Here is an 18,122-nt window from a genome sequence, read left to right as displayed (position 1 = left end):
CCCACGAATCCGGTGACCCCCATGACCTCCGACATCCGTCTCGTCGTCCTCGACATGGCCGGCACGACCGTCGCCGACGGCGGTCTCGTCGAGCGCGCCTTCGCCACCGCCGTGCAGACGCTGGGCGTGGAGCCCGGCTCGCCGCGGTTCGAGGAGCAACTCGCCTACGTCCGCGCCACCATGGGCGAGTCCAAGATCTCCGTCTTCCGGCATCTGTTCGGCGAGGAGGACCTGGCCCAGCGTGGCAACTCCGCCTTCGAGGAGGCGTACGGCGCGCTCGTCGACGGCGGTCTGATCGAGCCGATCCCGGGCGCCCGCGAGGCCGTCGAGAAGCTGCGGGGCAGCGGCCGTACCGTCGTCCTGACCACCGGATTCTCCCGCGTCACCCAGGACGCGATCCTCGACGCCCTCGGCTGGCGCGACCTCGCGGACCTCACCCTGTCCCCGGCCGACGCCGGCGGGCGCGGGCGGCCGTACCCGGACATGGCGCTCACGGCGTTCGTGCGCACCGGGGCGGCCGACGACGTACGGCAGGTCGCGGTCGTCGGTGACACCTCGTACGACATGCGCAGCGGCGTACGCGCCGGGGCCGGTGTGGTGGCCGGAGTGCTCACCGGGGCGCACGGCGACGCCGATCTGCGCGCGGCCGGCGCCACCCATGTCCTCGGTTCTGTCGCCGAACTGCCCGAGCTGCTCGAGGGAACCGGCTGAGATGGGCATCCGCTTCGACTCTGTCACGGTCGCCTACGGCAACACCGTCGTCCTCGACGCCCTCGACCTCACCGTCGAACCCGGCGAGGTGATGGCGCTGCTCGGGCCGTCCGGCTCCGGCAAGACCACCGCGCTGCGGGCGGTCGCCGGGTTCGTACGGCCCGCGTCGGGGCGGGTGTTCCTCGGCGACCGTGACGTGACCGACCTGCCGCCGTATCGGCGGGGCATCGGGATGGTCGTCCAGCAGTACGCCCTCTTCCCGCACATGCGGGTCGAGGACAACGTCGCCTTCGGACTCAAGGCGCGCAAGGTCGCGCGGGGCGAGATACGGCAGCGGGTCGCCGAGGCGCTGGATATGACCGGGATGGCGGCGTACGCGCGGCGGCATCCACGGGAGTTGTCCGGTGGGCAGCAGCAACGGGTCGCCATCGCACGGGCGCTCGCCGTACGCCCTGATGTGCTGCTCCTCGACGAGCCCCTGTCCGCGCTCGACGCCCGGCTGCGGTCCGGGATGCTCGCCGAACTCGCCCGGCTGCACCGGGAGCTGCCCGATGTCTCGATCCTCTACGTCACCCATGACCAGGTGGAGGCGCTGACCCTGGCGGACCGGATCGCCGTGATGGACCGTGCGCGACTGCAGGCCTGCGGCACGCCGCAGGAGCTGTACCGGGCCCCGGCCAATGAGTTCACCGCGTCCTTCGTCGGCAACGCCAACCTCCTTCCCGTGACCGTCGGTTCCGGCGGTGTCGTCTTCGGCGGCATCGAGCTGAAGATGGACACCGCCGGGGCGGTCGCGGGCGCGGGCGCCACCCTGTGCATACGCCCGCACCTCATCGGGCTCGGCGACGGCCCCAACCGGCTCACCGGCACGGTCGGCGACATCCAGTGGCGAGGCGCCACCCACCGGCTCTCCGTCGAGGTGGCCGGACATGTGGTGACGGCGGATGTGCGTGAACTGACGGACCCGCCGGCGAACGGGGCGGAGGTCACCCTGCACTTCGCACCCGGCGACGCAAGTCTGCTCCCCGCCGGAGTCGGCCATGACTAGGCGCCTGGCGTGGGCCCTGCCCCCAGTGGCCCTCCTCGCCCTCTTCTTCCTCTACCCCCTCGTCCTCGTCGGCCGGCAGTCCATCCACCCCGACACGGGTGGCACCTCCCTCCAGCCGTACGCCGACGTCTTCGCCTCGGCCGCCTTCCGTGAAGCCCTGTGGACCACCGTCTGGCTGGCCCTCGCCGCCACCGTCGGGTGTCTGGTGCTCGGGTTCGTGCTCGCGCTCGTCATCGCCTTCGTACCGTTTCCCGGGGCGAAGGCCGTCGCCCGGTTCGTGGACGTCTTCCTGTCCTTCCCGTCCTTCCTCATCACGCTCGCCCTCCTCTTCATCTACGGCACCGTCGGCATGGCCAACGGGCTGTGGACCGACGTCACCGGCGCCGCCGAGGGGCCCTTCCGGTTTCTCACCACGCCCTGGGGGGTGCTGCTGGCCGAGGTCACCTACTTCACGCCCTTCGTGATGCGGCCGCTGCTCGCCGCGTTCTCGCAGCTCGACACCGCGCAGCTGGAGGCGGCGAGTTCGCTCGGCGCCCGGGCCCCGCGCATCGTGCGGCAGGTGATCCTGCCGGAGGCGCTGCCCGCGCTGGCGGCCGGCGGCAGCCTCGTGCTGGTGCTGTGCCTCAACGAGTTCGGCATCGTGCTGTTCACCGGCGCCAAGGGGGTCACGACCCTGCCGATGCTCGTCTACAGCAAGGCGATCCTCGAGTCCGACTATCCGGGCGCCTGCGTGGTTGCCGTCGTCAACGTCCTGATCTCCGTGGGGCTGTACGGCCTCTACCGGGTGGTGAGCCGTCGTGCTGGTGCATAGCCGTACCGGGAAGTGGGCCGTCTGGCTGGTCTTCCTCGTCCTGTTCCTTCCCCTCTTCGCGCTGCCCCTCCTCGTCATCCTGGCCGCCTCCTTCGCCGGCCACTGGTCGAGCGTGCTGCCCTCCGGGTTCACCACCGCCCACTACACCGCCGCCACCCGCGGCGAGGCCCTCCAGGCGCTCACCACCAGCCTGGTCACCGCCGTCACGGCCAGCCTCCTCGCGCTCGCCGTCGGCACCTGGGCCGCGCTCGCCGCGCACGCCGCCCCGAAGCCGGTACGGCGTGTGCTCGACACCCTGTTCGTCCTGCCGGTCGCCGTGCCCTCGGTGGTCGTCGGCCTGGCCGTCCTGGTCGCCTTCTCGCAGCCGCCGCTGCTGCTCAACGGCACCCGGTGGATCGTGATCGTCGCCCACACGGTGCTGGTGACCGCCTTCGCCCATCAGTCGGTCTCAGCGGCGATCACCCGCCTCGACCCTGCCTACGAGCAGGCCGCCGCCTCCCTCGGCGCCCGGCCCTCGTACGTCCTGTGGCGGGTGCGGCTACCGCTCCTGCTGCCCTCCCTGTCCGCCGCAGCCGGCCTCTGCTTCGCCCTGTCCATGGGCGAGTTGAGCGCCACGATGATGCTCTATCCGCCCGACTGGACCCCGCTGCCCGTCCTGATCTACGCGGCCACCGACCGGGGCGCCTTGTTCGCGGGCTCCGCCGTCGCCGTGGTGCTGATGACGGCGACACTGATCGTCCTGCTCGCCGTCTCCCGCGTGCGCACCAAAGCCTCGTACCGCTGACCCCAAGCCCCGCCCCGTGCAAGGAGTTCACCCCGTCATGCCCAGAAACAGCCTGAAGATCGCCATCGCCGTCTGTCTCCTCGTGAGCCCGCTGGCCACCGCCTGCTCCAGCGGTTCCGCCGACTCCGACGCCAAGGAGGTCACCGTCTACAGCGCGGACGGCCTCAAGGGCGAGAACGGCGACGGCTGGTACGACCAGGTCTTCAAGGACTTCGAGAAGAAGACCGGTATCAAGGTCAAGTACGTCGAGGGCGGCTCCGGTGAGGTGGTGCAGCGCGCCCTGCGCGAGAAGAGCAACCCGCAGGCCGACGTGCTTGTCAGCCTCCCGCCGTTCATCCAGCAGGCCGACACCAAGGGGCTGCTGCAGAAGTACGCCCCCGAGGGCTCGGACCAGGTCAACGGCGCCGACAAGGCGGCCGACGGCACCTGGACCTCCGTCGTCAACAACTACTTCGGGTTCGTCTACAACAAGAAGGAGCTGAAGCAGGCCCCCACCACCTGGGACGAGCTGCTCGACGCCAAGTACAAGGAGAAGCTCCAGTACTCCACGCCCGGCGTCGCCGGCGACGGAACGGCCGTCCTCATCAAGGCGATCCACGACTTCGGCGGCAAGGACGCGGCCCTCGACTACCTGAAGAAGCTCCAGGCCAACAACGTCGGCCCGTCCTCCTCCACCGGCAAGCTCGCCCCCAAGGTCGACAAGGGCGAACTCCTCGTCGCCAACGGCGACGTCCAGATGAACTACGCCCAGTCCAAGGACATGCCCAACCTCGGCATCTGGTTCCCGGCGGCAAAGGGCGGCAAGCCCACCACCTTCGCCCTGCCGTACGCGGCCGGACTGGTCACCAAGGCCCCGCACAGCGAGAACGGCAAGAAGCTCCTCGACTACATGCTCTCGCAGCAGGCCCAGCAGCAGGTCAGCGAGATCGGCGGCGGCTTCAGCGCCCGTCAGGACATCAAGGCCACCGACGACAACGCCATCGCCCTCACCAAGCTGATGGACGGCGTCGAGGTCTTCGAGCCGGACTGGAACGACATCGACGAGAACCTCACGTCGTACATCGAGGACTGGAAGTCCGCCACCGGCAGCTGACCGAGGGCCGGGCGGCGCGTTCCCCAAGATCCGCGCTGCATCTAGGCTGGACTCACGCAGTTCCGCGTACGGCAGGAGACGGCAGATGTCTGAACGCAAGCCCATCGAGTCATGGCTCACCGACATGGACGGTGTGCTCATCCACGAGGGCGTTCCCATCCCCGGCGCCGACGCGTTCCTCAAGAGACTGCGTGAGTCCGGCCGCCCCTTCCTCGTCCTCACCAACAACTCCATCTACACCCCGCGCGACCTGCACGCGCGGCTGAGCCATATGGGTCTGGACGTGCCGGTCGAGAACATCTGGACCTCGGCCCTGGCCACCGCCAAGTTCCTGGACGACCAGCGCCCCGGCGGCAGCGCCTACGTCATCGGCGAGGCGGGCCTGACGACCGCGCTGCACGACATCGGCTACATCCTCACCGACCACGAGCCCGACTACGTCGTCCTCGGCGAGACGCGCACGTATTCCTTCGAGGCCATGACCAAGGCCGTACGGCTCATCCAGGGCGGCGCCCGCTTCATCGCCACCAACCCGGACGAGACCGGCCCGTCCACCGAGGGCCCGCTGCCCGCCACCGGTGCCGTCGCCGCGCTGATCACCAAGGCCACCAGCAAGAAGCCGTACTTCGCGGGCAAGCCGAACCCGCTGATGATGCGCACAGGCCTGAACGCGATCGGTGCCCATTCCGAGACCAGTGCGATGATCGGCGACCGCATGGACACCGACATCCTGGCCGGCATGGAGGCCGGGATGCAGACGTTCCTCGTGTTCACCGGCCTGACCCGGCCCGGGCAGGTGGAGGACTTCCCGTACAAGCCGTCCCAGGTCGTCGACTCCATCGCGGACCTCGTCGACCGCATCTGAGCAGGCAGGCCCCGCCGCCGACGGCCACCGAAGATCACGACCGAAACCCGTCACCACCCGTTCGGAGCAGCGGAACGCCCCTCGAGGATGCGGGAGCGTGAGCGGCGGGGGAGCCTCCAGATATCTGGAGGTTCACGATGGGCTCACTACGCCTCACACTCTGTACCGGAATCCTCGCCGCCGCCGCGCTCGTCCCGACGGCGCACGCGGCGGACGGAGGCGGTGTCCAGGTCACCCCGTCGTCCGCCGCCCCCGGCGGCGACATCGCGCTCCGCGTGAGCGGCTGCGCCACGCGGACGGCCACGGCGGTCTCCGACGCGTTCGTCTCGGACGCCGCCCTCTCGGGCACCGACGGCACCCTCAGCGGCGACGGCCGGATCCGCAGCACGGCCACCCCCGGCGTCTACGACGTGCGGATCACCTGCGGTGACACACAGGTCAAGAGCACGGTCACGGTCTCCGGCACCGGGCTCACCCCGGACGCCCTGTCCCCCCTGTCACCCTTGTCCACGCCTGTCGCCCCGGTGCCCGCGGGCGGCGGCGGCACCGCCGCGCACTTCGCCTCCGTCGACGTCCGCTCCGAAGGACCCGGCGCCACACAGGGCGTCGTCGGGCTCGTGCTGGCAGGACTCGCCGCGCTCGCCGTCGGGCTCCTGCCCCGGGCCCGCCGCAGCTGTGGCAAGGACTGAGGGCACGGCACGCGATGTCCGACGGTGATCGCTCCGGCGCCGGGCGGCTGACGACCTGCGTGGCCTGGGCCATGCTGCTGCTCGGGCTGTGGCTGTGGGGCCGCGAGGTGACCGGCGTACGGTTCGGAACCGGGCCCACGTCCGGTGACGTGGCCGCGGTGGGACGGCCCGCCGACGCGGAACTGCCGCCCCCGGCCAAACCGTTGGCGGACGCCGCCCTGCCGCAGCGCATCGACATCCCCGAACTCGGCGTGCAGGCACCGGTCGTGGGCCGCGGACTCGACACGCAGGGCGCGGTGGACCCGCCGCCGCTCTCCCAGCCCGACGTGGTCGGCTGGTACCGGGCGGGGACCACGCCCGGTGCCGCCGGAACCGCGGTGATGGTGGGACACGTCGACACCGAGACCAAGCCGGCCGTCTTCTACAAACTCAGCACCATGGAGCCCGGCGAGTCGGTCCGGGTGGTCCGCTCCGACGGCAAGGTCGCCGAGTTCACCGTGGACGACGTCCGGGTCCTGCCCCGCGACGACTTCGACGCCGAGCAGGCCTACGGCACAGGCCAGTCGGGCCGCGCCGAACTCCGCCTGATCACCTGCGGCGGCACCTTCGACCGGGAGAGCCGCACCTACTCGGCGAACGTGGTGGTGTCGGCGTATCTGACGGGCGCCCGCGCCTGAGATCACCCCCACCTGGCCCGGCCGGCGACACGCTCCCCCCGAAGTCGCCGGCCGGGCTGGTCCTCGACCGCGCGCGCTCGGGTTGCGGGAGTAACCCGGCGATCGGCGCGGGAGGCCTGGAGGCCACGGTGTGTCAACAGCCGGCCGGGGGCTGGGGCCGTCTGGGAAGACTCTAGAGCGTCAGGGCCGCTCGGGCCTAGAGGATGGTGACGTCAAGTCCCGCGTCGGTCGCGCTCCGTCATCTCCGCAGGTGGTCCACGGCTCTACGTGGGTCCCTTGCCCGCCCCACCGGCCTCGCGGCGCAACTCCGTGTCGTCCGCGGTCCGGTCGAGGACCGCTCGCACGACCAGATCGAGCGGCGCCCGCCTTCGCCGTGCGTACTGACGCAGCGCGGCGAAGGCGTCGTCGGCGGTGGTGTGCCAGCGCTCGGCGAGCATGCCCTTGGCCTGCTCGATGCGCACCCGGCTGGACAGCGCCTCCTGCAACTGCCTGGCCAGCGTGCGGTGTTCGGCGTACGCCCGCTGGTTGTGCAGCCCGAGCGCCGCCGCGTCCGCCAGCGCCTGGGCCAGCGGCAGCGCCGCGTCGCCCGCTCCGCCGCCGTCCGGCACGAACACATTGAGCGCGCCGAGCAGGGTCCCGTGCCGGCGCAGCGGGACCGCGTACGTCGTCGCGATGCCGTGGGCCAGCGCCCGCTCGGTGAAGTGGGGCCAGCGGCCGTCCTCGTGGGCCGCCCGGACGGACACCGGCGGCACCGGTCTGCCCGAGCCGTAACTGTCCGGACAGGGCCCGCCGCCGTGCTGCGCCGCCAGCAGCTCCAGTGCGACCTCCTCCCGGCGCGAGCCGGCCGCCAGCGTCACCGCCCGCCCGGCGCCGATCAGCATCACTCCGGCGGCCCGCGCGGACAGCAGCTCCACGCAGTGGTCCGCGAGGCGTTGCAGATACAGCCCCCTGTCGAAGCCCTCGGTGAGGGTGTCCGCCGCTTCCACCAGGGCCGCTGCCAGCCGGATCTCCCGGTCGGTGTGGTGCATGACCGCGTACTCCCCTTCACCGTCCGCCGCCGCGTCGAGGCTCCCGTAGGCGCGCACCTACCCATGTGCGCAGGGCTGTAACAGCTCTCCGACAAGGCCCGTGCGACCTCGTGACCGCCGCGGCGGGTATGTCACGATTGGCACTTGGCGGAGTGCACCCGGGGGGGAGTTGGATGTACGTCAGCAGGGGGGCCTTGTCTCCGGCACGGGCGACCGCGGTGGTGCTGGGGGCGGCACTGCTGGTCGCCGGTTGTTCCTCCGCGGGCGACGGGGACAAGCCGGACGACGCGGGCGCGAAGATCACTCAACAGCCCAAGGGCGCCGACCCGTTCTGGGTGAACCCGGACGGCACCGCGGCCCGGCAGGTCGCCACTTATACGAAGAGCGGGGCGAAGTCCGACGCCGAGCAGATCAGAAAGATCGCCGAGCAGCCGACGGGGGAGTGGATCGGGCCGGAGAACCCGGAGCAGGAGGCGCGCGGCTTCACCGAGGCCGCCAAGAGGTCCGACCGGACGGCGCTGCTCGTCCTCTACAACATCCCGCACCGCGACTGCGGCCAGTACTCGCAGGGCGGCGCGGCCGACGGCAACGCCTACCGCGCCTGGATCGACGGGGTCGCCCGGGGCATCGGCGACCGTCCGGCGCTGGTCGTCCTCGAACCGGACGCCGTACTGCACCTGGTGAACGGCTGCACCTCGGACGAGTTCCACGAGGAGCGCTACGACCTCCTCAAGGGCGCGATCGCCAAGCTGAAGTCCCTGAAGAGCACGAAGGTGTACCTGGACGCGGGCAACGTCGGCTGGGGCCATCCCGACCAGATCTTCGAACCGCTCCAGTGGGCGGGCGTGGACCAGGCCGACGGCTTCGCGGTCAACGTCTCGAACTTCTACTCCACCCAGGACTCCATCGCCTACGGCAAGCAGCTCTCGTCGAAGGTGGGCGGCAGACACTTCGTGATCGACACGAGCCGTAACGGCAACGGCCCCTACACGGAGGGCAATCCGGACGAACGCTGGTGCAACCCCCCGGGCCGGGCGCTCGGCGAGGCTCCGACAGCGAAGACGGCGGACCCGCTGGTGGACGCGTACCTGTGGGTCAAACGCCCGGGTGAGTCGGACGGCGAGTGCAAGGGCGGTCCGAAGGCGGGGGAGTGGTGGCCGGCCTACGCCCTCGACCTGGCGAAGGAATCCGACTGACGGCAGGCCCCGCAGCCCCGCACCCCAGTACTCCGGACGCCTGACGGCCACGGTGGTGGACACCGGGTCCTCGACGCGAGCGGCTCACACGTCGCGGTCGGGGTCCGGCGGTTGACCCCCCGCCGTCGATGCCCGGAGGCGTTGCCTACCGCCGCGTAGCGAACTTTTCGCTGTTCTTTGCCTTCCGCCCGCGGACGGGAAACGCAGCAGATCGCGTGCCTTGCGCCGACCCGATCGCCGCCCCGCTGCGGTGCTTTGGCGCTGCCCGGTGATCAACGCCCCCTGTTCTCCATTGATCGAAGCTGATCGAATTCGGCGACCAAGCCTCAAGGAGGAACGGTGGATCACCCCTCTGCCCGAAGAACGGGCCTGGTGGCACTCGGCGCTTCAGCCGCCGTACTGGCCGCGCTCGTGCCGACGGCCGCCCAGGCCGACGCGCACCCTTCCCGGCTCGCCGCACCGACTGCGTCAGCACGGCCGTCGAGCACGGTCGTCACCCTCATCACCGGCGACAAGGTGACCGTCACCAAGGGAGCCGGTGGGCGGCCCGGCACCGTGAGCGTCCAACGTCCGCCGGGGGCCACCGGATCGGTGCGCACCTCCACCGAGGGAGGGGACACCTACGTCTATCCCGACGATGCCATGGCCTATGTCGCCTCGGGGCTCCTCGACAAGCGGCTCTTCGACGTCACCCAGCTCGTGGCCCAGGGCTACGACAACGCGCACGCCGCAGGACTGCCCCTGATCGTCTCCCACCGCAAGGAGTCCGCGGCACTCCGCCGCGACCAGGCGGCCGCCCTGCCGGGGGTGAAGGTGAACCGGGCACTGCCCTCCGTGGGCGGCGAGGCGGTCACCGCCGATCGGTCCAGGGCGCGCGGTCTGTGGTCCGCCCTCACCGCAGGGACCGGGGCCCCGTCCGGCACGGCGGCGGCCGCCAGGAGCGACGCCCCGGCCTTCGCGGACGGCGTCGCGAAGATCTGGCTGGACGGCAAGGCCCGGGCCACGCTCGCGGACTCCACCGCCCAGATCGGTGCCCCGCAGGTGTGGAACGAGGGCACCACCGGCGCCGGCGTCAAGGTGGCCGTCCTGGACACCGGCGTCGACACCCGCCACCCCGACCTGGCGGACCGCGTCACCGACACGCAGAGCTTCGTCCCCGACAGCGACGTCGAGGACCGCCACGGCCACGGCACCCACACCGCCTCGACCGTCGCCGGCACGGGCGCCGCCTCCGACGGCAAGGAGAAGGGCGTCGCCCCCGGCGCCGACCTGGCCATCGGCAAGGTCCTCGACGACAACGGCAACGGACGGGACTCCTGGGTCATCGCGGGCATGGAGTGGGCGGCCCGGACCGAGCACGCCAAGATCATCAGTATGAGCCTGGGCGACCCCGCACGTCGCGACGGCACCGACCCGATGAGCCAGAGCCTGAACGCGCTCAGCGCGGAGACCGGGGCCCTGTTCGTCGTCGCCGCCGGCAACTCCTACCAGAGCCCCTACGCGGTCGGCTCCCCCGGTGCCGCCGACGCGGCCCTGACCGTCGCCGCGGTCGACTCCTCCGACCAAGTGGCCTACTTCTCCAGCGCCGGGCCCCGCGAGGGCGACGACGCCCTCAAGCCGGACATCTCCGCCCCCGGCGTGGACATCCTCGCCGCCCGCTCGCAGTACTCGGCGGAAGGTGAGGGCTACTACACGACGATGAGCGGCACCTCCATGGCGACCCCGCACGTCGCCGGCGCCGCCGCCCTGCTGGCGCAGCAGCACCCCGACTGGACGGGGCAGCAGCTCAAGGACGCTCTGATGAGCACCAGCAAGCCGACCCCCGACTTCACCGCCTACCAGGCGGGGTCGGGCCGCGTCGACGCCGCCGCCGCGGTCCACGCGACGGTGACGGCCACCGGCTCGGTCTTCGGCGGCCTGGTCCAGTGGCCGCACGACGACACCGCCCCGATCGACCGCCGCATCACCTACACCAACTCGGGCGACTCACCGGTGACTTTGGACCTGGCGGTGGACGCGGGCACGTCGCCGGCCGGCCTGTTCTCCCTCCCCGAGGGCCAGAAGCAGGTCACGGTCCCCGCGCACGGCAGCGCCTCGGTGACGGTGGTCGTCTCCCCCGCAGGCATGGCCTCCGGCACCTGGACCGGGCAGGTCCTCGCCCGCGACGCCGCGGGCACGCCCGTCGCGCATACCGCCGCGGCCGTCAGCATCGAGCCCGAGCGATACGGCCTCACCCTCACCGCCAAGGACCGTGCGGGCCGGCCGATGGCGGGCCTCGTCTCGCTGCACCGCGCGTCGGACGGCTCCGTGACGTACTACCAGATCCCGGACAGCGGCTCGCTGACGGTCCGCCTGGCACCCGACACCTACTCCGCGATGATGTTCGCCGAGGTGCAGGGGACACACGGCCCGCACTCCCTGGGCGCGGCCCTGCTGGGCGACCCCGAGGTGAAGCTGACGGCCGATACCACCGTCGCCTTCGACGCCTCCAGGGCCCGCCAGGTGCGCGTCCTGACGCCGAAGCCGAGCGTCGCGTCGCAGACCCGGATCGAGTACTACCGCTCGTTCACCGAGCCCCGGCCCGCGCCGGACAACCGGGCCCTGGTGGAGAACATCCTGCTCGACCCCGCCTACGACAGCGTCTGGGCACAGCCGTCGGACAGCGAAGTGACCAGCGGCAGCTTCGTGTTCACCACCCGGATCCGCGCCGAGCAGGCCCCGCTCACGCTGTCCTACGCCGGCACGGATCTCGACGACGTCCTGGTCCAGCCGGGCGCCTCTCCGCTGCCCGGCTCGGTCGCGAAGACGCCCGGGGTGTTCGCGGGCGACGGCGCGGCCGGCGACTACGCGGGCGTCGTCGCCCGCGGCGCGATCGCCGTGGTGCGGCGCAGCGACACGGTGTCCCCGGCCGAGCAGTCCGCGGCCGCGCACGGCGCCGGCGTCCGGCTGCTGCTCGTCGTCAACGACGGCGTGGGGCGCCTGGAGAGCTGGTACGGCGCCGAGGACGGAGCGACCGCCGGACCGGTGCCCGTCGCCTCGGTGACCGCCGACGAGGGCGAAGCGCTCATCAAGGCGATCGCCGCCGCCCGCGGCCATCAGGTGACGATCAAGGTGGAGTCCCACCCCGCACCCTCCTACGTGTACGACCTGAACCGCTACCAGGTGGGCGCCGTCGGCGCCGATCAGACCCTGCGGGCCGACGACCGGAACCTGGCCCGGATCGACCTGACCTTCGGGCAGCGCCCGGGGTCCGACGCCACCGAGGCGCGGGCGGACATCCCGCCCTACCTCACCGGCCCAGGCTGGACCCTGGCCCCCGAACCCGTCGCCCCCGGGCGGCGCACCGACTGGGTCTCCACCGACGGCGGCGTCAAGTGGCAGCAGTCGGCACAGATCCGCGGCTGGACCGATTCCCAGCAGGACCCGGTCGCGTACCAGCCCGGCAGCACGCAGCAGGACACCTGGTTCGCGCCCGTCCTGCGCCCGCGCATGCTCGGCACGAACCTTCCCGTGCGCAACGGGGACTTCATGTTCATGTCCGTCCCCGGCTGGGGCGACGCCGGTACCGCGCACGCCGGGTACGCGCCGTACGGCAACGGGCTGACCCAGCAGGTGTCGCTCTACCAGGGCGACAGGCTGCTCGGCCAGGCCGACTACCCGTCCGTCTACGGCGGGAACCTGTCGCCGGAGCGGCTGCCCTACCGGCTGGTCGCGGACACCAGGGGAGACCCGGTGTTCAGCCCCTACAGCACGAGCACGCACACCGAGTGGGGCTTCTTCTCCGCGGAGGCGGACAACAAGACTCTGCCGCTGGTGCAGCTCGACTACGGCGTCGACCTCGATGCGGCCGGGAAGGCCGGCCGCCGGTCGGACCTCACGGTCACCCCTTCGGTCACGGGCGACGCGCAGATCTCCTCCGTCGAGGTGGAGGTCTCCTATGACGACGGTGCGACCTGGCACCGTCTCGACGCCCGCAAGCGGAACGGCGCCTGGCGCGGAACCCTGAACGCGCCGGGCACGGCCTCGTTCGTCTCGCTGCGTACGACCGCGAAGGACGATGTGGGGGACTCCGTCACGCAGTCGGTCGTCCGGGCGTTCGGCCTGAGGTGACCCGCGGTTGCGCCGCGGACCCCGCCCCGGGGTCCGCGGCGCAACCGGCGCATCGACGGGTCACGACGTCCTAAGGAATCCTCACCCACCGTGCCTTCGACGGCGTCCCCTGGTCGTCGTCCACGAACAGCATGTACCACCCCGACTGCACCAGATTCCGGTCCTCCGGCACCGTCACCGTGATCTTGTCCCCGGACGTCTTGAAGTCCAGGGCGACGGAGCGCTGATCGACGTCCGTCACATGCGTGGACGCGCTCGGTCGAATCAACCGCACCTTCTTGATCGTGGCAGCGTGCCGGGACGAGAACGTCCCTGACGCACCCCGGGCGATCGACTCCGGCCCGCCGGACAACGACGGCTGAGTACCTCGGTAGAGATACGGCGGCGTGTAGATCTCTATCCGCTGCTCGAACTTCCCCGGCTTCGTGTTCGCCTTGTCCGCATACAGCGAGTCCGAGCCGAAGAACATCACGCGCCCGTCCGGCAGAAGGATCGACCCGGAGTGGTAGTTCCGGCCGACCAGCGGGTCGGCGACCTGCGTGAAGCTGTTGCTGTCGGGGTGGTACAGCCGTGCCTGCAGGATGTTGGAGTCGCCGCGCCCCCGGTAGTCCCGCGAACCGCCCGACACGAGCACCGTGTCGTCGGGCAGGATCGACGACTGCGGATACCGCGTGCCCTTCTCCAGCGACGGCCCGTCCACGAACTTCGGCCGGGCCGCCTTGAGATCGATCAGCCGCGTCTTCTTGCTCGACAGCTCGGACTCACCGACGCCGCCCCCGCCGATCACCATGTACTTCTCGTCCTGTGCCGGCGGCAGCAGCACCGTCCCGGACGTCTCCATCATGTTCGCGTCGCTCAGCCCGGGCAGCTTGGTGAACTTGTTGGTGTCCACGTCCCAGATGCCGGGGTCGCGGCCCACGTTGTCCGGACCGTAGCCCGCGTTGGAGCCCGAGTAGAAGATCCTCCCGTTCTCCATCAGGAACAGTGCCGGGTAGGTCGGGAACTGCCGGATCTTCGGCGTGTACGTCCACTTCTTCGTCCCGGGATCGAAGACCTCGTTCTTGCCCGGCACCAACTGCCCGATGTCGTCCAGGCCCGAGACGCTGAGGATCTTCCCGTCCGACAGGGTCGTCAGCGTCGGATACCAGCGCGCCTCGTTCATCGGGTCGACCTTGATGTACTTCTCTGCGACCGGGTCGAACTCGTAGGCGTCCCGGATCCCCTGGAAGTCCTTCTTGTCGAGCGCGAGCTTCTGCGCGATGCCGTACGTGTTGCGCGCGTCGGCCCCGGAGAGGCCCTGCACGCGGTAGTTGTCCTGGGTGCCGGTCTCGTACTCGGCGCCGCTCTGCCGGGCCTCGACGTAGATACGGCCGAGACCGGGATCGTTGCGCAGGAACGCGCCGGTCCCCGGGTCGAAGACCTTCTTCGCGCGCGGCACCAGGACGGGGTCTTTCGACACGAAGGTCTTGCCGTTCTCCTTGCCGGTGAACGCCGTTCCCGCGGGCAGCGTGATCGGCTCGTCCGGGTTCTCGTTGTGCACCACCATCAGCCCGCCGGCCTTGGTGACGTCGCCCTTCAGCTTCTCGTACCGCTTCGTACCGCCCGCGATCAGCAGGTTGCCGTTGGCGAGTTGGGTGTGGCCGGTGCAGAACAGGTCGCTCGGCGTGGGCACCTTCTTGATCGTGCCCTTGACCGGGTCCCAGATCCGGGTGTCGAACTTCTTCGCGTCGAAGTTGTCCTGGTTGTTGCCCGAGCCCGCGATCAGCAGCACCTTGCCGGTGTGCAGGAGCGCCGCGTGGATGGTGTCCTGGCGGTACTCCTCCGGGAACTCGATGATGTCCCAATGGCCGTTCGCGGCCTTGTACTCGGACTTGTTGATCTTGTACTGGTGGTATTTTCCGGTCCCGAAGCGGTACAGCCACGGCCCGTTCATCCCGGCCAGCGCGAGTACCACCGCCGTGCCTATCGCGAGTCGGCGAACACGGCGGCGACCGGCACTGTCGTTCATTCCTTACGTCCCCCAAGTCCACCCATGGCGATCTGCATGGTCTGGTCGTTGCCCCCGTGCGAGGCGGCCCACTGCGGTCGCTGCTGCGGGGCGTGCGCCGCGTACGGCGCCGGCACCGCGTCCTGCGGCTCGGCCGGCAGCGCGGCGGCGGGCTTCTTCCGCTCCTGTCGCAGCGTGTACCGCCAGGCGAAGACGGGCGCGGCCGTGATGAGCATGGCGAAGGCGGCCCACGTGATCATCGCCGGGTGCGAGTGCCCGAAGACGAAACCGGCGGCGAGCGAGCCGCCGAAGACCAGGATGAAGAACCAGTGGATCCGGAACGTCCCGAACAGTGTGTCGGGGCTGGCCGACTCCCCCTTGGGCGTCACCACGAACTTGCTCTTGCGGCGCAGCACGGCGTCCATCAGCGAGCGGGCGTAGATCGGCGCCGACAGGGCGGACATCACCATGCCGGCGACGCCACCGGAGCCCTCCGGCTCGTGCGGGGAGACGTTGTGCCGGCGGTTCCAGACGTACAGGCCGATCTGGAGCGCGGAGGCGTTGCCGTAGAGCATCAGCCACACGGTCGGGTCGATGTTCACGCCCGATGCGCCGAGGCCCAGGAACAGCGCGCAACTGAGCGCCGCGAGGATCCAGTTGAGGGCGGACATCGGATAGAAGATGATCAACATCGTGTAGTTGAAGAGCTTGCCCGGCGGCAGCGAGAACAGGCCCTTCCAGTACTGCTTGAGGATCGTCTCGTACGTCCCCCGTGACCAGCGCAGCTGCTGGGTGAAGAAGTCCGTCCAGGCGCCCGGCCCCTCGCCGACGGCGAGCACGTCCGGGGTGTAGACCGACTTCCATTTCCGCCCTGTCGCCGGGTTCTTGGCGCGGTGCATCTCGAACCCGGTGGCCATGTCCTCGGTGATCGAGTCGTACAGGCCGCCGATCTGCTTGATCGCCCGGATGCGTACGGCGTTGGAGGTGCCGACGAACATCGGTGCGCCGTACCGGTTGCCCGCGCGCTGGATCAGCGCGTGGAAGAGGAACTGCTGCGACTCGGCGGCCTTGGTGACGAACGTGTCGTAGTTGCCGTACACCTGCGGGCCGATGACGAAGCCGACGTCCGGGTCGCGGAAGTAACCGAGCATCCGCTCCAGGTAGTTGGGCAGCGGCACATGGTCGGTGTCGACGGAGGCGAAGAAGTCGTAGGCGTCGCCGTGCGCCTCGAGCCACGCGTTGTAGTTGCCGTGCTTGGTCTTTGCGCGGTGGGCGCCCTTGGGCCGGTTCCACCGCTCGACGCCCTTGCGGGTGAAGTGGTGCACGCCGAGCCGGGCGCAGACCTCCTTGACCGCCGGGTCGTCGCCCTCGTCGAGCAGCCAGACGTGCAACAGGCCCCGGTGGCGCAGCCGCACGGCCGCCTCCAGGGTCTTGGTCACCATCTCCAGCGGCTCCTTGCCGGGCACGAAGGAGGTGAGGAAGGCGACGCGCGTGCCGGTCTCCGGGACCACCGGGACCGGGTCGCGGGCGACCAGCGTGGCGTGCGCGTTCGACAGCACGTTCATACAGCGGAAGAACTCGATCAGACCGATCGAGACCAGCATCACGATGTCGAGCGCGGGCAGGAAGTCGTAGGCGGGGTAGTCGCGTTCGGTCCAGTGCTCGGGCTGGAGCAGCCAGGCCAGCAGGACCAGCGACAGCAGTGGTGCCGCGCCCAGCATCAGCGCGGCCCGTATGCGGTGCGGTTCCTGCGACAGCAGCGAGCGGTACTGCACCGTGTACGGCTTGTCCGGGGCGGGCTGGGTGAGGGGACCTGCCAGCCGGCTGTAGTGCTCGTAGTCGTATCTCGGCAGATTCTTCTTGATCCGGCGGAACGTCCCCGTGTTCCCGGTCCGGTGCGAAGGCACCCTGAGCTGTGTGGTCTGTGACGGGTCGAAGTCCTGCCGGGCGCCGTTCGGCGTCGACGTCATGAGTCATCCCCCTGCACGCAGGTCACCGCGTGTCTGTCGGTTCCTTCCGCCCGCTCAGGTGCCCCTCGGCCTTCACAGACGTGTCAGTGGTGGGCCGCAGTCACCACACCTTCCACCCCTTATAGACATGGGACGGCCCCCTTCCGGTTGCATGGTGCCCCCCTCGGCATCGTCTCTTGAACGGGGCCCCGTCTCCCCGCGGAGTCGGCAACCGGCTACCTATCTACCCCCCAAGTGCCGCGAATCCACAGCATCTTGAGCAACCAGGCTTCTACGGCATTCATCTTGATCGCAAGATGCGAAACGCGGTGGTTACCGGTCATACGCGCTCATTGTGGCGCGTGTGGGGTCCTGTGGATCCGTGGTGTCGACCGGCGCCAGGCGGGCACGGACGTGGCCGAAGTGGTCTCTTATGGCCTCCTCCGCGCGTATGGAATCGCCGGACCGGACCGCGTCCAGGATCTCCCGGTGCTGCCGGCAGGTGACCCAGGGGTCGTGCGGTACGACCACCAGGTCCCGCTGCACGCGGTGGAAGGCGTCCCAGAACGCCTCCAGGACCTCGCTCAGCAGAGCGTTGTCCAGCCCCCGGTAGAGGGTGGCGTGAAACGCGCGGTCGGTCTCGGCGAGGCCGGCACCTTGCTCGGCCTGCCGATCCATACGGTCGACGAGCGCCGTCAGTTCACTCAGGTCCCGTTCCGGCAGCCGCCCGGCCAGTCGGGAGACCAGTCCCGTCTCCACCGCCTCGCGCAGTTCGAGCAACTGGAGCAGGGAGTCCTCGCCGCGGTAGTGCCCGGCGACCGTGCGGAAGGCGAGGCCCTCGATCATCGGGGCGAGGGACATCGGGCCGACATACGTGCCGAAGCCGTGCCGGATCTCCACGATGCCCATCGCCTGGAGGGCCTTCAGCGCCTCGCGCACCGAGTTCCGGCTGGCGCCCAGGAAGCGCATCAGCTCGGGCTCGGTCGGCAGCGGCGCCCCGGAGGGCAGTCGCCGGTCGACGATGAGCTTCTTGATCCGCTCCTGCAGGTCACGGGCAGCCATGGCCAGAGGGTATCCGGCCATTCGGGGGGAGGACCTGGTTCCGGTCAAGCGGGATTCCGGACATACGCACCCGCTCCCGCGAGAGGTTTTTCGTGGTCCGGCCTCATGACTC

Annotated in this window: 14 protein-coding genes; 10 read left to right on the top strand and 4 right to left on the bottom strand. The window is 70.4% G+C overall.

Going from position 1 to position 18,122, the window contains the following annotated elements; all coding sequences use genetic code 11:
* The first annotated feature begins 21 nt into the window (after positions 1-21).
* From IEZ19_RS15230 to IEZ19_RS15195, 8 genes are all read left to right on the top strand, one after another.
* A complete protein-coding gene (locus IEZ19_RS15230) occupies positions 22-711 on the top strand; it encodes a phosphonatase-like hydrolase (RefSeq protein ID WP_229840348.1) in 690 nt (229 codons plus the stop codon).
* A 1-nt stretch (position 712) separates the two neighbouring features.
* Positions 713-1,759, top strand: a complete 1,047-nt coding sequence (locus tag IEZ19_RS15225) for an ABC transporter ATP-binding protein (protein WP_189311718.1) — start codon at positions 713-715, stop codon at positions 1,757-1,759.
* Positions 1,752-2,570, top strand: coding sequence for a 2-aminoethylphosphonate ABC transporter permease subunit (locus tag IEZ19_RS15220; RefSeq protein WP_189311717.1), 819 nt, complete (start codon positions 1,752-1,754; stop codon positions 2,568-2,570). The genes IEZ19_RS15225 and IEZ19_RS15220 overlap by 8 nt, the downstream gene beginning before the upstream one ends.
* A complete protein-coding gene (locus IEZ19_RS15215) occupies positions 2,557-3,354 on the top strand; it encodes an ABC transporter permease (RefSeq protein ID WP_189311716.1) in 798 nt (265 codons plus the stop codon). Before IEZ19_RS15220 ends, IEZ19_RS15215 begins: the two co-directional genes overlap by 14 nt.
* A gap of 37 nt (positions 3,355-3,391) precedes the next feature.
* On the top strand, positions 3,392-4,447 hold the full coding sequence (locus IEZ19_RS15210) for a 2-aminoethylphosphonate ABC transporter substrate-binding protein (protein WP_189311715.1): 1,056 nt from the start codon (positions 3,392-3,394) through the stop codon (positions 4,445-4,447).
* A gap of 85 nt (positions 4,448-4,532) precedes the next feature.
* Positions 4,533-5,312, top strand: coding sequence for an HAD-IIA family hydrolase (locus IEZ19_RS15205; RefSeq protein ID WP_189311714.1), 780 nt, complete (start codon positions 4,533-4,535; stop codon positions 5,310-5,312).
* Between the two features lie 137 nt (positions 5,313-5,449).
* On the top strand, positions 5,450-6,001 hold the full coding sequence (locus IEZ19_RS15200; protein ID WP_189311713.1) for a hypothetical protein: 552 nt from the start codon (positions 5,450-5,452) through the stop codon (positions 5,999-6,001).
* Positions 6,002-6,015: 14 nt separating this feature from the next.
* The gene (locus IEZ19_RS15195; RefSeq protein ID WP_189311712.1) at positions 6,016-6,678 is read left to right on the top strand and encodes a class F sortase; all 663 of its coding nucleotides are present in this window, start codon (positions 6,016-6,018) and stop codon (positions 6,676-6,678) included.
* Between the two features lie 263 nt (positions 6,679-6,941).
* Here IEZ19_RS15195 and IEZ19_RS15190 read toward each other — a convergent pair whose 3' ends face one another.
* Positions 6,942-7,763 (bottom strand): GAF and ANTAR domain-containing protein, encoded by an 822-nt coding sequence (locus tag IEZ19_RS15190; RefSeq protein ID WP_308428968.1) that lies wholly within the window; start codon positions 7,761-7,763, stop codon positions 6,942-6,944.
* A 116-nt stretch (positions 7,764-7,879) separates the two neighbouring features.
* Here IEZ19_RS15190 and IEZ19_RS15185 point away from each other — a divergent pair, with 116 nt between their 5' ends.
* Both IEZ19_RS15185 and IEZ19_RS15180 read left to right on the top strand, forming a co-directional pair.
* The gene (locus IEZ19_RS15185) at positions 7,880-8,902 is read left to right on the top strand and encodes a glycoside hydrolase family 6 protein (protein ID WP_189311711.1); all 1,023 of its coding nucleotides are present in this window, start codon (positions 7,880-7,882) and stop codon (positions 8,900-8,902) included.
* Positions 8,903-9,241: 339 nt separating this feature from the next.
* Complete coding sequence (locus IEZ19_RS15180; RefSeq protein ID WP_229840346.1) at positions 9,242-13,012, top strand: S8 family serine peptidase; 3,771 nt, start codon at positions 9,242-9,244, stop codon at positions 13,010-13,012.
* Between the two features lie 70 nt (positions 13,013-13,082).
* Here the strand turns inward: IEZ19_RS15180 and glxA are convergent, their stop codons facing one another.
* From glxA to IEZ19_RS15165, 3 genes are all read right to left on the bottom strand, one after another.
* The gene (gene glxA, locus IEZ19_RS15175; protein WP_189311710.1) at positions 13,083-15,020 is read right to left on the bottom strand and encodes a radical copper oxidase GlxA; all 1,938 of its coding nucleotides are present in this window, start codon (positions 15,018-15,020) and stop codon (positions 13,083-13,085) included.
* Complete coding sequence (locus IEZ19_RS15170; RefSeq protein WP_189311709.1) at positions 15,017-16,969, bottom strand: glycosyltransferase family 2 protein; 1,953 nt, start codon at positions 16,967-16,969, stop codon at positions 15,017-15,019. Before IEZ19_RS15170 ends, glxA begins: the two co-directional genes overlap by 4 nt.
* Positions 16,970-17,281: 312 nt before the next feature.
* Positions 17,282-18,010, bottom strand: coding sequence for a FadR/GntR family transcriptional regulator (locus IEZ19_RS15165; protein WP_189311708.1), 729 nt, complete (start codon positions 18,008-18,010; stop codon positions 17,282-17,284).
* Between the last annotated feature and the right edge of the window lie 112 nt (positions 18,011-18,122).

The organism is Streptomyces brasiliensis (genome assembly GCF_014647875.1).
Taxonomy (GTDB): Bacteria; Actinomycetota; Actinomycetes; order Streptomycetales; family Streptomycetaceae; genus Streptomyces; species Streptomyces brasiliensis.
The sequence above is the reverse complement of the archived record's forward strand: the minus strand, read 5'-3'. Positions and strand labels throughout refer to the sequence as shown.

Excerpts from the sequence above, each read along its gene's own strand:
- IEZ19_RS15230 (WP_229840348.1), top strand. The coding sequence starts at position 22 with ATGACCTCCGACATCCGTCTCGTCGTCCTCGACATGGCCGGCACGACC.
- IEZ19_RS15210 (WP_189311715.1), top strand. The coding sequence starts at position 3,392 with ATGCCCAGAAACAGCCTGAAGATCGCCATCGCCGTCTGTCTCCTCGTG.
- glxA (WP_189311710.1), bottom strand. The coding sequence starts at position 15,020 with ATGAACGACAGTGCCGGTCGCCGCCGTGTTCGCCGACTCGCGATAGGC.
- IEZ19_RS15165 (WP_189311708.1), bottom strand. The coding sequence starts at position 18,010 with ATGGCTGCCCGTGACCTGCAGGAGCGGATCAAGAAGCTCATCGTCGAC.
- IEZ19_RS15220 (WP_189311717.1), top strand. The coding sequence starts at position 1,752 with ATGACTAGGCGCCTGGCGTGGGCCCTGCCCCCAGTGGCCCTCCTCGCC.
- IEZ19_RS15185 (WP_189311711.1), top strand. The coding sequence starts at position 7,880 with ATGTACGTCAGCAGGGGGGCCTTGTCTCCGGCACGGGCGACCGCGGTG.
- IEZ19_RS15170 (WP_189311709.1), bottom strand. The coding sequence starts at position 16,969 with ATGACGTCGACGCCGAACGGCGCCCGGCAGGACTTCGACCCGTCACAG.
- IEZ19_RS15225 (WP_189311718.1), top strand. The coding sequence starts at position 713 with ATGGGCATCCGCTTCGACTCTGTCACGGTCGCCTACGGCAACACCGTC.
- IEZ19_RS15205 (WP_189311714.1), top strand. The coding sequence starts at position 4,533 with ATGTCTGAACGCAAGCCCATCGAGTCATGGCTCACCGACATGGACGGT.
- IEZ19_RS15195 (WP_189311712.1), top strand. The coding sequence starts at position 6,016 with ATGTCCGACGGTGATCGCTCCGGCGCCGGGCGGCTGACGACCTGCGTG.
- IEZ19_RS15200 (WP_189311713.1), top strand. The coding sequence starts at position 5,450 with ATGGGCTCACTACGCCTCACACTCTGTACCGGAATCCTCGCCGCCGCC.